Source organism: Actinoplanes hulinensis (assembly GCF_019429605.1).
In the GTDB taxonomy this organism is placed as follows: domain Bacteria; phylum Actinomycetota; class Actinomycetes; order Mycobacteriales; family Micromonosporaceae; genus Actinoplanes; species Actinoplanes campanulatus.
The window spans coordinates 216,463-231,294 of the sequence record NZ_JAHXZI010000012.1; the positions used below are offsets into that span (position 1 = coordinate 216,463).

13 protein-coding genes are annotated in these 14,832 nt (G+C 72.2%); 7 read left to right on the forward strand and 6 right to left on the reverse strand.

The features are described 5' to 3' along the window. Positions 1–30 precede the first annotated feature (30 nt). Positions 31–471 (reverse strand): MarR family winged helix-turn-helix transcriptional regulator, encoded by a 441-nt coding sequence (locus KZ829_RS23665; protein ID WP_220146101.1) that lies wholly within the window; start codon positions 469–471, stop codon positions 31–33. A 66-nt stretch (positions 472–537) separates the two neighbouring features. On the opposite strand from KZ829_RS23665, the gene KZ829_RS23670 reads away from it, so the two are divergent. Then, on the forward strand, positions 538–771 hold the full coding sequence (locus KZ829_RS23670) for a hypothetical protein (protein WP_220146102.1): 234 nt from the start codon (positions 538–540) through the stop codon (positions 769–771). Here KZ829_RS23670 and KZ829_RS23675 read toward each other — a convergent pair. Both KZ829_RS23675 and KZ829_RS23680 read right to left on the reverse strand, forming a co-directional pair. Then, positions 687–2,726, reverse strand: a complete 2,040-nt coding sequence (locus KZ829_RS23675) for a HEAT repeat domain-containing protein (RefSeq protein WP_220146103.1) — start codon at positions 2,724–2,726, stop codon at positions 687–689. The genes KZ829_RS23670 and KZ829_RS23675 overlap by 85 nt on opposite strands. 9 nt (positions 2,727–2,735) lie before the next feature. Then, positions 2,736–4,328 carry an enterotoxin A family protein gene (locus KZ829_RS23680; protein WP_220146104.1) on the reverse strand — a complete coding sequence of 531 codons (1,593 nt, stop codon included), beginning with the start codon at positions 4,326–4,328 and terminating at the stop codon, positions 2,736–2,738. A 57-nt stretch (positions 4,329–4,385) separates the two neighbouring features. Between KZ829_RS23680 and mptB the strand changes: the two genes are divergently transcribed. Then, the gene (gene mptB / locus KZ829_RS23685) at positions 4,386–5,771 is read left to right on the forward strand and encodes a polyprenol phosphomannose-dependent alpha 1,6 mannosyltransferase MptB (protein WP_220146105.1); all 1,386 of its coding nucleotides are present in this window, start codon (positions 4,386–4,388) and stop codon (positions 5,769–5,771) included. Continuing rightward, positions 5,698–6,834, forward strand: a complete 1,137-nt coding sequence (locus KZ829_RS23690; RefSeq protein ID WP_220146106.1) for a glycosyltransferase 87 family protein — start codon at positions 5,698–5,700, stop codon at positions 6,832–6,834. The genes mptB and KZ829_RS23690 overlap by 74 nt, the downstream gene beginning before the upstream one ends. Positions 6,835–7,009: 175 nt before the next feature. Here the strand turns inward: KZ829_RS23690 and glnA are convergent, their stop codons facing one another. Continuing rightward, on the reverse strand, positions 7,010–8,434 hold the full coding sequence (gene glnA, locus KZ829_RS23695; RefSeq protein ID WP_220146107.1) for a type I glutamate--ammonia ligase: 1,425 nt from the start codon (positions 8,432–8,434) through the stop codon (positions 7,010–7,012). 191 nt (positions 8,435–8,625) lie between these two features. Here glnA and KZ829_RS23700 point away from each other — a divergent pair, with 191 nt between their 5' ends. Then, the gene (locus KZ829_RS23700; RefSeq protein WP_220146108.1) at positions 8,626–8,991 is read left to right on the forward strand and encodes an RDD family protein; all 366 of its coding nucleotides are present in this window, start codon (positions 8,626–8,628) and stop codon (positions 8,989–8,991) included. Between the two features lie 3 nt (positions 8,992–8,994). Here the strand turns inward: KZ829_RS23700 and KZ829_RS23705 are convergent, their stop codons facing one another. Next, positions 8,995–11,085 (reverse strand): hypothetical protein, encoded by a 2,091-nt coding sequence (locus KZ829_RS23705; protein WP_220146109.1) that lies wholly within the window; start codon positions 11,083–11,085, stop codon positions 8,995–8,997. Between the two features lie 4 nt (positions 11,086–11,089). Next, complete coding sequence (locus KZ829_RS23710; RefSeq protein ID WP_220146110.1) at positions 11,090–12,100, reverse strand: hypothetical protein; 1,011 nt, start codon at positions 12,098–12,100, stop codon at positions 11,090–11,092. 176 nt (positions 12,101–12,276) lie between these two features. Between KZ829_RS23710 and KZ829_RS23715 the strand changes: the two genes are divergently transcribed. The 3 genes from KZ829_RS23715 (at position 12,277) to KZ829_RS23725 (ending at position 14,773) form a co-directional block, all read left to right on the forward strand. Further along, positions 12,277–12,636 carry a WXG100 family type VII secretion target gene (locus tag KZ829_RS23715; RefSeq protein WP_308285630.1) on the forward strand — a complete coding sequence of 120 codons (360 nt, stop codon included), beginning with the start codon at positions 12,277–12,279 and terminating at the stop codon, positions 12,634–12,636. Between the two features lie 20 nt (positions 12,637–12,656). Next, the gene (locus tag KZ829_RS23720; protein ID WP_188121655.1) at positions 12,657–12,941 is read left to right on the forward strand and encodes a WXG100 family type VII secretion target; all 285 of its coding nucleotides are present in this window, start codon (positions 12,657–12,659) and stop codon (positions 12,939–12,941) included. Between the two features lie 590 nt (positions 12,942–13,531). Continuing rightward, positions 13,532–14,773 (forward strand): S8 family serine peptidase, encoded by a 1,242-nt coding sequence (locus KZ829_RS23725; protein ID WP_220146111.1) that lies wholly within the window; start codon positions 13,532–13,534, stop codon positions 14,771–14,773. Positions 14,774–14,832 lie beyond the last annotated feature (59 nt).

Below are 14,832 nucleotides of genomic sequence, written 5' to 3' on the forward strand. Positions count from 1 at the left end.
CCAGGGCGGCGGATGTCACGCGTGCGGGTGTCAGCCGGTCGCGGCCGCTATCACTCTTGTCAGTGCGGTATGCACCTGACGAAGGTCCTCGATCGGCATGCCGAGCCGCTCGACCACCGCGGGCGGGATCCGCTCCGCCTCGACTCGCAGCTCCCGGCCCCGCCCGGTCAGCGTGATCGCCAGGCTGCGCTCGTCGGCCCGGTCCCGTTCACGCCGCAGGTAGCCGATCGCCTCCAGCCGCTTGAGCAGCGGGGACAGCGTGCCCGGGTCGAGTTGCAGCAGCTCGCTGAGGCGGCGCACGGAGAGCGGGGCGTGCTGCCAGAGGGCGAGCATCACCAGGTACTGAGGGTGGGTCAGGCCCATCGGCTCCAGCAGCGGGCGGTAGATCGCCACGACACTGCGGGCGGCCACCGACAGCGCGAAGCAGACCTGCTGCTCCAGCGCCAACGGGTCTTCCACGGGTTCGCTCATCACCGGCTACTCTAGCAATCGTTGGTGTACCAATGATTGGCCTGCAAACTGTTTGAGGAGCGCGTCGTGTCGAGGTTCTCGGAGTGGTTCCACCGGACGTTCGACGACTGGGCCTTCCGGTCGTTCATCGGCCCTGCACAGACCGGGGGCGCCGTCCAGGGGTGCGACGAGCCCGCCCGCGAGCAGTGGAAACGCGACCTGGAGAACCGGAAGCGCTACACCCGCGAGCAGCGTGAGCGCAAACGCGCCGAGAGGGCCTCCCGGCACAGCTCCAGCAGCCGTTCGTCGTCGCTCACCTGACTCGACGACCACGAGTTCTCCCGGACGTTGTGCCGCCGGTCCGCCGCGACCTCGGCCCGCAGCAGCGGCTCCAGCGCCTCCGCGAGCGGCCCGGCGGCCGCCTCGGCGATCCTCGGCCGGGTGAGCGGGTTGCCCTGCCAGGCGGCGGCCAGCACCGGCGCGGCCCGCTCGGCGTCACCGTTGATCCGCCATAGCGCGAGAGCGGCCCGGGCCGGTGCCCACCAGTGTCCTTCCGGCGGCGCGTCCAGGTACGTCGCGACCAGCGGCGCGGTCGCGGCGGCCGCCGGTCCCATCGCGGCGATCTCCTCGAACGCGTCGGCGCCGGCCGGGCCGTCCAGCCGGGCGGTCAGCAGCGACAGGGCGCCCGGGTCCCGGTCGATGCGCCACAGCGCCCCGGCCGAGGCCACCGCGAGACGCGGGTCCTCGCCGGTCGCGGCCCGGCGCAGGGCGGGCAGCGCCGTCGCGGCGGCCGGCCCGATCCGGCCGAGCGTCGCGGCCGACCAGTCGTCCAGCGGCGAGGCCAGCAGCCGGGGCACCGCCGGGGCGGCGGCCGGGCCGAAGGCGCGCAGCGTGGCCTGAAAGCCGTACCACTCGGTGGGTCTGCGTTCGCCGGGAGCGAGGATCGGGAACACGGACAGGATCTCCGGCACGATCCGGTCGGCCGACCCGGGGTAGGAAGCGAGCAGGTATACCGAGGATTGCGGTCGCTGCGGCAGCCGCAGGGCGGTGAGCAGCGGCGACAGGGCCCGCTCGTCGCCGAACCCGGCGAGGATCTTGAGGTACGGATGGAGTCCGGGCGAGTCCGCGGAGTACCGGACGGTCCACTCCGGCAGGCCGTCGCGCCAGGGCAGCGCGTCGATCGCGGCGAACCGCCCGGCCACCGTCTCCACGGCGGGGGCGGCGACCGGTCCCCAGTCGCCGAGCATCTTCGCGGCCGTCTCGGCGATCCGCGGGGGACGATCGAGCAGGTCGGCGACCAGGGGAACCACCGCGCGGTAGTCGCCACGCCACCGGTCGATGATCTTGTTGGCGGCGAACATCGCGTCACCGGCGAGATCGTCGTGCTTCGAGGCGAGCAGCGGGGTGACGATCGCGACCCGGTCCGCCACCCGGGGGCCGAGCGGGTCGGTGAGGTTCTCGATGATCCGCTCGCAGTGCGGCGCCCGCCGCCCCTGATTGCTCGCCTCCCACGTCTCCCGGATCGAGCCGATCAACGTGTTCGTGGTGAACCCGGCAGGCTCGGCGGGGGCGCCGGGTTCGGCGTAGGCCCGTTCGAACAGGCCGGTCACGCCGTCGAGCGGCACCCGGTACGGATCGGTGTGCGCCACGGCCGCCAGCGCGGCCACCGCGGTGGAGGCCGGGCCGGTTCCGGCGAGCGCGAGCAGATGAGCGACCCCGGCGTCGTCGAGCTCCACGCCGCACAGCGCGTCGAGCAGGGCCCGGCGCACGGCGGGGTCGGCCTCCGTGTTCAGCAGGTCGGTGAGCAGGGCGGGCAGGTCCGGTACGGCCGGGCCCAGCGCGACCAGGAGCTTCGGCGCGGCGGCCCGCACCTGAGGGTCCGGGTCGGCGGCGAGGCCGGTCAACGGAGCCAGGGCCGCCACGGCCAGCGCGTTGGCCCGGACCGCCTGCCGGAACATGGCGGCGCCGTCCTCGTCGAGCTCCGCCTCGTCCGGCCATTCGCCGAGGGCCGCGATGCTCGCCAGCAGCTCGGCGATCCCCTCCCGGCCGGGCAGGCCCGGGGTGGTCACCGCCTCGATCAGGTATGGCATCGCGGCAACGGTGGAGTCGTAGACGTCGCCCTGGTGGTGGACGCAGCCGTACATGGCGTCGAGGCTCTCCTCGCGGGTCGCCGGATCCGGGTCGGCCAGGCCGCGGATCCAGCCCGGCACGTCCTCGGCCGATCCGTAGGCGTGCTCCAGCGAACCCCAGTCGATGTCATCGATGCCCGTGAACATCGACGCAGCCTAGATCAGGCTGCTCGTCAGCGTGTAGCGGCCGGCGGCCGGGACCCGGACCCTGGTCCACTCGCCGTCGGCGGTTACCGTGGCGCCGCCGGAGGCGGTGAGCCAGCGGTGGTGACGCACCCGGACGGCCACCTCGCCGGCCGCGGGCGCGTCGAAGACGATCGTCGCGCCGTCCTGCCGGACCAGCGTCGCCGGGGCGGCCACGACCGGGCGCGGATCGGCCACCTCGTAGAGCCGCCAGTGGGCGTCACTCCAGACCAGCGACAGGTACGGCAGACCGGCGGTGACCATCTCCGCCTCCGTCCGGCCGGGCCACGCCAGCTCCACGTCGGGGACGGCCACGAACTGGACCGCCTCGTTGTCCAGCCAGGCCCGGTAGGAGTCGGGGGTCAGCGCCACACCGGTTCCGGGAGCGCCCGGGACGGTGGTGAAGAACAGCGGGTTCCGGTCGATGTCGGCCTGCCGCAGCCAGCCCCGGGCCAGCGGGATCCCGCCCATCGAGGCGGCCTCCCAGTAGGACCGGGTGGTCGGGATCTCCACCCGCCCGGTCAGGGTTCCGGCCGCCAGCCGGTCCCGCAGCGGCCGGAAGTAGGCCTCGTCCGCCGACGAGTTGCCGATGTCGCGCACGTCACCCGGCACCACCATCGGCTGCCACCACGCCACCGCGACGATCAGCGCGATCAACGCGAGCGCCGGCCTCCAGCGGCGACTCACGCCAGGCGCTCCTCCCGCCCATTCGGGGGTACGAGGCAGCGCGGCGTAGGCGGCCAGCACCGGGAGGGCGAACATCGTCGCGAGGCGGGTGGCGTTCAGGCCCACCGGGGTGTGGATCAGCGCGGCGGCCAGCACCCCGGCCGACGACAGCAGCGCCCCGATCCGGACCGGCCGCAGCGGCACGAGCAGCGCCACCAGCAGCCCGGTCACCACGGCGTGCAGGGTGTCGGTACGGCTGATGTTCATCCATCCGCCGTCACCGAAGAGCAGCGCGGTCACCGCGAGCGGCACCGCCGCGGGCACGGCGAGCAGCAACCCGTCCCGGAGCCGGCGGCCGCCGGCGGGGAGGGCGGAAAGGATCAGGGCGGCTCCGGCCAGGCCGGTGAACAGGCCGGCGACCGGGCTTGTCGCACCGGCCAGGAACGCGGGGGCCGCCGCGAGGCGGCGCCATCGGGGGAAGGTGAGCAGGACCACGGCGGCGAGGCCGAAGCAGACCCCGAGGCCGTACGTCACCCGGCCGCTCACCAGGTTGCCGGCGAACCCGGCCACCCCGAGGAGAGCGCCGAGCAGGGGGCGGGCCGCGCCGGTCCGGCGGAACAGCACCGCCAGCAGCACCGGCCCGGCGACCAGGGTGAGCACGCCGGTCAGCCGCACCCCGAGCAGGGCCATCACCGGCTGTGACACCAGGCTGTAGCCGAACTGCTCGACCCCGGCGTACCAGCGCAGATCGACCGGGGTGACGCCGTGTTCGGTGAAGAAACCGGCTCGGGCGACCTGGGCAGCGAGGTCCGAGCCCATCGGGGGAAGCAGCAGATAGCCGGCGCCGAGGAGCACCGCGACCAGCGCGGTGATCCACTCCACCCGGTGCCGGACCCACATCCCGCCGACCCTACCGCCACCATCCTGGTAGCAGCCTGTCACGGTAGGGTCCCTGTCATGCCTGGTCCCCGTCTCGTCCGTTACCTGGGCCTGGCAGGGAGTCTGTTCCTGGCGGGAGCGGCCTGGCTGGGCGGCGCGAGCAGCCCGTGGGAACCCACGGTGACGCCACGCACCATCCTGGCCGGGCGCGAGGGCGTGCTGCTGCCGCTCTGCTGGCTGCTCGGCACGGCGCTGCTGATCGGCGCGTGGTGGGCCGGGCGCCGGGCGGTCCCCAGCCTGCGGTGGGCCTACGTCACGGCCGGGCTGTGGGCACTGCCACTGCTGCCGTTCCTGCCGCTGGGCAGCTACGACGTCTACTCGTACGCCTGTCAGGGCTGGCAGCAGGCGGCCGGGCTCAACCCGTACGCCGGCGGTGTCGATCTTCTGGGTTGTCCCTGGGCCGACGCCGTGGCACCGACCTGGCGCACCTCCCCGGCCCCGTACGGCCCGGTGTTCCTGGTCCTGGCGGCGATCGCCGCGAAGCTGGGCGGCTCGCTCACCGGGACCGTCGCCCTGCTCCGCCTGATCGCCGTGCTCGGCGTCGTGGCACTCGGCTGGTGTCTCCCGAGGCTCGCGCGCCGGGCCGGGGTGCCGCCGGAGCGTGCCGTGTGGCTGGTGCTGGCGTGCCCGCTCGTACCGATCCATCTGGTTTCCGGCGCCCACAACGAGGCGGTGATGGTGGCGCTGATGGCCGGCGGGCTGACCGCGGCCGTCGCCCGCCGTCCGCTGCTCGCCGGGATCCTGCTGGGCCTGGCCGTCGGGGTGAAGGCGACCGCGGTCGTGGTGCTGCCGTTCGTGGTGCTGCTGTTCCCGGGGCTGCCCCGGAAGGCGATGGTCGCCGGGGGAGCGGCGGGTGCGCTGGCGGCCGTCTCGTTCGGCTCCGGGCTGGGCCTGGGCTGGGTGTCCGGTCTCGCGGGCAGCGGGGTGTCGGTGCAGTGGACCGCGCCGCCGACCGCGATCGGCATGACGCTGGAGCTGTTCGGTGTGCCCGGCGCGGTGGCCGTCACCCGGGTCCTGGGGATGATCGCGCTGGCCGGGGTACTCATCGTGCTGTGGCTCCGCGCCCGGCACGGCGACCCGCTGCGGGCGGCCGGCCTGGCGCTGGCCGCGACCGTGCTGCTCGCGCCGGTGTTCCACCCTTGGTACGCGCTGTGGCCGCTGGCCGTCCTGGCCGTCACCGTCCGGCGCGACACCCGTTGGCTGGTGGTGCCGCCCGCGGTGGCCGCCGCCCTGTGCCTGCCGGACGGCTACAACCTCGCCCTCGCCACCAAGGCGCAGGGCGCGATCGTGATGACCCTGCTCGCCGGTTACTTAGCGTGGAAAGTACTGAATGAAGCGAAAAGCTATAGTCGCCGTCCTGGCGCTGATCACGGTGACGCTGATCGTCATCGCCGGGTTCCGTAACACGTACTTCGACTCCCGGGTCTACTACGGGGCGATCGTCTACTGGTTCCGCGACGGCGGCATGGTCTACGACTTCCTGCGGCCGGGCACCCCGTACGGGTTCACCTACCCGCCGTTCGCCGGGCTGGTCATGTACCCGATGGCGCTGCTGCCGCTGCTCGGCGTGATGACCGTCGCGACGATCATGACGGTGGCCACCACGGCGCTGCTGGTGCACTGGCTGGCCGGCCCGGAGATCGAGCGCCGGGGCTGGACGCGGTGGTTCGCCCTGTCGGTGGGGGTCTGCCTGGCGCTGTCGTTCGAGCCGGTGCGCGAGACGATCACCTTCGGCCAGGTCAACATGCTGCTGCTGGCGCTGGTCGCCGGCGACATGCTGTTCGGGCTGGCCCGCGGCCGTAGGTGGGCCGGCGTCGGCATCGGCCTGGCCACCGCGATCAAGCTGACCCCCGGCGTCTTCATCCTCTACCTCCTGGTCACCCGGCGCTGGCGGGCCCTCGGCACGGCGATCGGCACGGCGGCCGGGGCCACCCTGCTGGCCGGGGCGATCTTCCCGGACGAGTCCCGGGAGTTCTGGACGTCGGCGCTGTGGGACACCAACCGGGTCGGCCTGCTCTACTTCCTGTCCAACCAGTCGGAACGCGGTCTGCTGGCCCGGCTGCCGATCGAGGTCATCGAGTCACGGGTGTGGCTGGTCTGCGTGCTCGCCACCATGGCGGTGTGGGCCTGGCGGGTGGCGAGGAGCCGCGACGACGTGGTCGGCGGCCTGGCACTGACCGGCATCCTGGGCTGCCTGATCAGCCCGGTCACCTGGATCCACCACTGCGTGTGGCTGATCCCGGCGCTGGTGCGGTGCATTCTCCACGGTCGTCCCTATCTGGGCTGGTCGGCGTACCTTCTGATGACCTCGCACGTGACGTGGCTGTGGGAGAAGCGGCCGCGACCACCGCTGGAGCTCATCGGCGGCAACATCTATGTCTGGTTCAGCCTGGCTCTGCTCATCTGGACACCGGTCGGCACGCGCCGTTCGTCTGACGTCCACGAACCGGACAAGATCATCGCGTAGTCGGGGCGCATCTCACCCACTGGACCGTGGCCCGCTCCGCCGGGGTCAAGGCGTCGTCGTCTCCCCAAGGCCAGCTCGGACGAGTGGCGCGAGTGGTGAGCGCCGACGGGCGCTCCCCGGACGCGAAACGGCGGCCACGCTCAGCGTGGCCGCCGTTGTCGTCAGTGCGCGAGTGTCAGACGTTGTAGTACATCTCGAACTCGTGCGGGGTCGGGCGGAGCCGGACCGGGTCGACCTCGTTGGTGCGCTTGTAGTCGATCCAGGTGGAGATCAGGTCCTCGGTGAAGACGCCACCGGCGGTGAGGTAGTCGTGGTCGTCCTCGAGTGAGTTCAGCACGGCGTCGAGGGAGCCCGGCACCTGCTTGACGTTGCCCCACTCCTCCGGCGGCAGGTCGTACAGGTCCTTGTCGATCGGGGCCGGCGGCTCGATCTTGTTCTTGACGCCGTCCAGGCCGGCCATCATCATCGCCGAGAACGCCAGGTACGGGTTCGACGACGGGTCCGGGACGCGGAACTCGACACGCTTGGCCTTCGGGTTGCTGCCGGTCACCGGGATACGGGTGCAGGCGGAGCGGTTGCGCTGCGAGTACACCAGGTTGACCGGGGCCTCGTAGCCGGGCACGAGACGCCGGTACGAGTTGACGGTCGGGTTGGTGAACGCGAGCAGCGACGGCGAGTGGTGCAGCAGGCCGCCGATGTACCACCGGGCCATGTCGGACAGACCCGCGTAGCCGGTCTCGTCGTAGAACAGCGGCTCGCCGTTCAGCCACAGGCTCTGGTGGGTGTGCATGCCGGAGCCGTTGTCGCCGAAGAGCGGCTTGGGCATGAACGTGACCGTCTTGCCCTCGGCCCGCGCGGTGTTCTTGATGATGTACTTGAACAGCTGCATCTGGTCGCCGGCGTGCAGCAGGGTCGAGAACTTGTAGTTGATCTCGGCCTGGCCCGCGGTGCCGACCTCGTGGTGCGAGCGCTCGACAGTGAAGCCGGAGTCGATCAGCTTGCGGACCATGATGTCGCGCAGGTCCGAGTAGTGGTCGACCGGCGAGACCGGGAAGTAGCCACCCTTGTAGGTGGTCTTGTAGCCGAGGTTGCCGCCCGGCTCCTCACGACCCGAGTTCCACGCGCCCTCGATCGAGTCGATGTAGTAGAACGACTGGTGGGCCGAGGTCTCGTGGCGGATCGAGTCGAAGATGTAGAACTCCGCCTCGGCGCCGAAGTAGGCGGTGTCGGCGATGCCGCTGGCGGCCAGGTAGGACTCGGCCTTCTTGGCCACGTTCCGCGGGTCACGCGAGTAGGCCTCGCGGGTGAACGGGTCGTGGATGAAGAAGTTCAGCGCGAGCGTCTTCTGGATCCGGAACGGGTCCACGAAGGCGGTGGCGACGTCCGGCAGCAGCATCATGTCGGACTCGTGAATGGCCTGGAAGCCGCGGATCGAGGACCCGTCGAAGGCGAGGCCGTCGGTCACCACACTGTCGTCGAACGACTCGACCGGGATGTTGAAGTGCTGCATCACACCCGGGAGGTCACAGAAACGTACGTCGACGAACTTGACGTCCTCGTCTTTGAGGTATCGCAGGAGTTCCTCGGGATTGGCGAACACACGTCCTCCTGGCACAGTATTTCCGATACCGGGCGGCACATGCCGCCACCTGGCAGGGCTGGTCGCGACGTTATGGGTACGGAGTTGCCCCGGCGTATCCCTATTGTTTCCGCCGTGTTACGTAACGCTTCGAGCAGGCACGGCGAGGACGCGAGCCGACCTTCGGACACTATCGCGTACTCTCAGCCGCCGTGGCTGCATCAACAAACGGGGCCGGACTCGGCCCACGGCTCGGCGCGCTGATCGTCGACTGGGTCCTGTGCCTGCTGATCGCGAGCCTCTACGCCAGCCCGAGAGAGCAGTCGTGGCCGGCAGTCCTGGTGCTGATCGCCGCCAACACCTTCTTCCTCGGCCTGTTCGGTCAGACGCCGGGCATGCGCCTGTTCCGGATCCGCTGTGACGCGTACGGGATCGGGGGTGTGATCGGCCTCGGCCGCGGCCTGCTCCGCGCCGTGCTGCTCGCCCTCTTCGTGCCCGCGATCCTGCTCGACAAGGAGGGCCGGGGACTGCACGACCGGGCCGCCGGCTCGATCGTGGTGCCCGTACCCCGGCCCTGAGGCTCACGGCCGGAACGCCCGGCGGATCTCCTGCTCCGGCGGCTCCTCGCCCCGGCCGGCCACCACGTTGCCGCCCGGCGTCCGTATCCCGAAGGCCTGCTGATCGGTGACCAGGTCGTGGTCCTCGCGGACCGGGACCGGCTCGCCGCCGCCCCGCCGCCGGCCCAGTTCGGGCGCGACAGTGCCGGGCCGGTTCGGCTCGGCCGGTGTCTCCGGCCGCGTCGCCGCGCGGCTGCGCAGACCCCACGGGCCGCCGTCCGGACGGGCCCGCTCCGGCGCGTCGATCACCCCGGAACCGCCGCGCCGACGGGCCTCCTCGGCGCCGAACAGGTCGGACCAGGGCGGCAGGCCGCGATCCCGGCGGGTCGGCCGGTAGGGCGGGGGAGCGGCCGGCGAGGTGGGCCGGTTCAGCACCGGCGGCGCGGTGCCGCCGGGACGCTGCGGGGCGGCCGGGCGGCGCATCTCGGCCTCGCTACCGGGCCGGGCTTCGCGTCCCTCACCCGGATTCTTCAGTACGGGCGGAGCCGCCTGCCCGGTCGGACGGCCGAACGAGTCCACTCCGGACCCGGTGGGCCTGGCCGGCGTCCCCGGACGCTGCCGCCCACGGTCACCGGGCCGGGTCTGTCCGGGCTGGGGCGTCACCCCGGTCCGTCCGGGCTGGGGCGTCACCCCGGTCCGTCCCGGCGGCGGCGTCACCCCGGTCCGTCCCGGCGGCTGGGTCACCCCCGGGGTGGTCCGGCCGGGACGCCCGGTCCGGGCAGGCGGCGGCGTCACACCCGGAGTGGTACGCCCGGGGCGCGCGGCCGGGGAGGTCGGCGGAAGGGCCGCCGGACCGGTACGCCGGATCTCCCGCCCACCCGGCGGCACGACCGGTGCGCTCGGTGCGCTCGGCCGCCGGATCGTCCGCCCCGGCGGCAGCCCACCCGGCGGAACCGGCACGTTCCGTCCCGGCCGCCCCAACTGCGGAGGCAGACCGGGCCGCACACTTCCGGGCGGAATCACCGACGGCCCACTGCCCGGCGGCAACGTTCCCGGCGGGAGGGTGCCCGGCGGCAACGTTCCGGGCGGCAGCGTTCCGGGCGCCGGCGGCAGGACACCGGGCGGCAACTGGCCGACCGGCGCCGGAAGACCGGGCGACAGGCCCGGCGGCAGGCTTCCGGGAGGCGTCACACCGGGCGGCAGAGAGCCCGGGGGTACGGTGCCCGGCGCCACCGGCAGCGGAATCGCGGCTCCGGGCGGGAGCAGACCCGGCGGCAGTTGCCCGGGCGGCAGCGTGCCCGGCGGAAGCTGCGCCGCGGGCGGGTTGCCGACCGGCAGCGGCTGGAACCCGGGACCGATCTGTGCCGGCCCCGGCCCACCCGGGAGGCCGCCCCCGCCGGGCAGCCCGGCCGGCTGGCTCAGCACCGCGTTCATCGGCTGCACCGGCGGGCCGACACCGCTGGACAGCGTCCCGATGTAGTCGAAGAACTGGCCGCCGTAGTAGAAGGCCAGCTTCTGCGCCTCGTACCGGTACTTCTCCTGGACCCGCGACTGGTCCTCCTCGATCTCCTCCAGCCGCGCCGCGTCCCAGCCGACGCCCTCGGTGACGAAGGCGCCGACGTGCTCCAGGAAGTCGATGTTCCGCGCCTCCCGCAGCTCGTCCTCGTAGTCCCGGACCAGCCGCTCCATCGCGTACCGGGCCTCGGTGGAGACGTTGACCAGGTGACGCAGCGCGGTCACGTTCTGCTGGGCGGCGTCCATCCACACGTCCAGGTAGGCGAGCGTCTCCCCGGGCCCCCGTTGCAGGAACGCGTCCCGGGCGGCCGGTGACTGCCACGCCTCGTCCCGCAGCACATTGCTCTGGTCCAGCAGGAACATCTTCACGTCCGCCATGAACGACCAGGCGTTCTGCCACTGGTCGGCGAGCGCCGCCATCTGCTCCGGGTGCATGTTCCGGATCCGCTGACGGATCTCCTCGATGCCGGTGGTGTTGCCGCCGCCGGGCGAGCCGGTGAACGGCGTCTGCGAGGACGGGTAGCTGCCGTAGTGCGTCTGCCCGCTGTACGGGCTGTACCCGTAGTTGGGGTTGGCGGTCGCGCCGTAGTAGTCAGCCATCGGATCAGCCGTTCACTCGGTACTTCTCGGCGATGGACGGGGCGGGAACCTCCTGCCCCTGGGTGGCGATGCCGGTGACCACCCGGTTCGTCTCCACGATCGCGCCGTCGGCATTGCGTTCCGACGTGACGGTGACCTGCTCGCGGGTGCCCGAGTCGGTGGTCTCGACGGTCCGGTGCACGGTCTGCCCGTCGCCGTCGCGGATCTCGGTGCTGCGGCCGATCACGTGCTCACCGTCGTACCGTGTCCGGGTCTCCGTCGTCCCGGTCTGCCTGCCGTCGGGTCCGAAGGTCTCCTCGACGTCGATGTCGACGTCCCCGGTCTGCCGGGTCGAGGTTCGGGTGGTGACCGACGACACCGTCTCGCCGTCGCTGCCGAACACCGTGGTGGTGACCGTGGTGATCCCGCTGCCCGGCGCGCTGAACGTCGTCACCTCGCGGCGCTCGCCGTTCGGCCCGGCCGCCGTCTCCAGCGACTGGTACGCCGACAGCGGAGTGACCGACGTCGTCGTCCACTCGCCACTGTCCGCTGCCGGGACCGCCGGCCGCGCGGCCGCCTGCTGCTCCTGGAAGGTCAGGCCGACACCCTCCGGCAGGCCCCCGGGACGGGGCACGCTCTTGTCGCCGTACGCGAAGAGCACGTCGTTGAGAGAGGCCGCGGAGAGGGCGTCGCCGCTGCCGTAGCTGTCCGCGACGGTCCGGGCCGCGTTACCGATGTTGCCCACCGACTCGGCCAGCTTCTGCATGTAGACGGTCAGTTCCCCGGCGTTCGCCACCAGGCGCGCCCGGACCGCGTCCGCCTCACCCAGCACGTCACCGTCGAAGGCGGCGGACGGCATCCGGCCGAGCGGCGCCAGGTACGCGGCGCGGGACATGATGTCCGTCTGCTGACTCGCCATGAGGGTCGCGTAGTCGCGGAGGCCGTCCAGGTCGACGTCCACCGACGGGCCGCCGCCGAGCCACGGCGTGCGGGTGTTCTTCGCGGTCTGGTCCGCGTAGGGATTGTCTGCGCCCATCACGCCTCCCCCATTTGATCAAAATGATTGTCGATCGCGGTGAGCGGTGACGCAGAAGAGTACGCCGGAGCCCCGGAACAGGTTCGACGAGATTTCCTAGAAATAGCTTCGAACCGGATCCGGGCGGCCGGCGTACGGACTGGCATAACCCACTCACGAGAATTGGGGAGAAGATCGTGGCAGGAACTCCGGGCATGGGTCAGGTCCATGCCACACAGGAACAGCTCAGCGCGATGGCCGGCCGTTGCTCGGACACCGGACAGAACATCTCCAGCGGGATGAACCAACTCCTCGGCCAGATCCAGGGCCTCAGCGGCGGCGCCTTCGCCGGAACCGCGAACAACGCCCTCCAGGACGTCTCGGCGCAACTCAACGACGGCCTCACGAAGATCATGCAGGCGCTCGAGGAACTCGGCGGCAAGATGTCGACCGCCTCGCAGACATACGGCACCAACGACGAGGAAGCCGCCCAGGACCTGCGAGCCGCCGCTGCCGGTGGCGCCGACAGCTCCGTCATCAACGCCCTTCGCGGCTGACCCGGAACGGAGACCAGACCATGAACATCACCTACAACTTCGGGCAGATCGCCGACGTGTCGGCCGCCATCAACACCTTCCAGGGCCAGATGGACCGCGAGCTCAACGACCTGTACACCGCCTTCACCCAGCTGTTCGCCCAGGACTGGACCGGCGCCGCGGGCACCGCGTGCGACGAGGCCCGGCAGAAGTGGAACCAGGGCGCCACCGAGATCAAGTCCGCGCTGGCCGGCGTCGGTGTCCGGCTGGGCGCCTCGGCCGAGCGCATGCAGCAGGTGGACGCGCAGATCGCCAGCAGCATGTGATCGCGCGCCGATGCCCAAAACGGGCCGCCGGCTCCGCCGGCGGCCGCTCCACGCCCACCCGCCCCTTCCATCCGCCCCTTCCACCCGCCCCTTCTACCCGCCCACCCACCCACCCGCCCGCCGTCCGCCCGCCGTCCGCCCCGCTTGCGGATCTTGGACGATTGCCCACCGGATCCGGTGGTCGGCCGTCCAAGATCGCCGTCTGTTGGGCGCTTGCCCGCGGGGCCGTCTGCGTCAGGCGTCCGGCCGTGCGGATCTTGGACGATTGCCCACCGAATTCGGTGGTCGGCCGTCCAAGATTGCTGCCCGCTGCCTGCTGCCTGCTGCCTGCTGCCTGCTGCCTGCGGCCTGCGGCCTGCGGCCTGCGGCCTGCGGCCTGCGGCCTGCGGCCTGCTTGTTTGTGGGGCCGTTTTTGTCGGGCGTCCGGTTACGCGGATCTTGGGTGATTGGCCACCGGATTCGGTAGGCAATCGTCCAAGATCGCAAGCGGGGCGGAGCGGAGCGGGGCGGGGCGGAGCGGGGGAAAGGGTTTTGGGGAGCGGGGCATGATTTATTTGAATCGTTGTGGAGGAGTGCGGAGGATATGCGTCATGAAGGTCGCGGCGCTGTTCCTGTCGATCATTGTTCCGATTCTTGGAGTGCCCGTTCCCGCGTTCGCCGCGCCCGGCCAGAATTGCGCCGAACCGGGCCGTGATCAAATAGGCGGATCATGGCCGCGGGCGATGTTGCAGGCCGATGCCGTCACCCCGCTGGAGAACGGCGCCGGAATCACCGTGGCTGTCCTCTCCACGGGCGTCGACGCCGGCCAGCCGCAATTCGGCAACCGGGTCCTGGCCGGCGCCGGCGTCATCGGGGCCGGCCGCGCGAACCAGGACTGCACCGGCGCCGGGACCCAGGTCGCCGGCGTCATCAGCGGCCGGCGCGCCGGCGGTGACAACGACGTGGCGGGCCTGTCCCCGGCGTCGCGGATCCTTCCGGTCCGGGTGATGCTCGACGACCCGGCCGGCTCCGAGCCCACCCCGGACTCGCTGGCCCAGGGCATCACCGTGGCCGTACAGAACGGCGCCGACGTGGTGGTGGTCGCCGCGCCCGTCTACGACGACGACCGCGACCTCGAGGCAGCCGTCGCCACCGCGGCCGCACGGAACGTCGTCGTGGTCGCCGCGGTCGGTGATCTGGGCGGACCGGACGAGCCCAACCCCAAGCCGTACCCCGCCTCCTACCCGAATGTCCTCGGGGTCGGCGCCATCGACCAGACCGGCCGGATCTGGCCGGACTCGCAGCGCGGCGACTACGTCGACCTGGTGGCCCCCGGCGTGGCGGTACCCACACTCCAGACCGGCCGCGGCCTGGTCGAGGTGGACGGCACCGCGGTGGCCGCCGGTTTCGTGGGCGCGACGGCCGCACTGACCCGGGCCCGCCGCCCCGGGCTGAACGCCGCCGAAACCGCCCGCCACCTGGTGGCGACTGCCAGTCCCGCCCCCACCGGCCCGGCCTTCGGCGCCGGCGTGATCAACCCGTACGCGGCGCTGACGGCCCAGGTGGTGGACACCGAGGCCCGCCGCCTGCCGGCATTGCAGGCGCCCCCCACCGCCGCCGACGCCGCCGAGCTCCAGCGCCGCACGATAGCCCTGACCGGCGCCGCGACAGCCGCGGTCCTGGTTCTGGTCCTCCTGCTGACGGCCGCCGCACTGCGCCGGAGCCGCCGCCGCCACTGGCGCCCCGGCCTGCCGCCCCGCCTGCACACCCCACCCGAGCCGCTGGAGCCCGGCCCTCCGGTGATGCTCCTGGACGAGCCCTCCAAACCTCTCGACCCGGCACCCCGCCGCTAGGTGGTGCGGGGAAAGGTGGCCCCCGCCGAGTGGAAGGTACTTGGGGTGCCGGGCGTGCC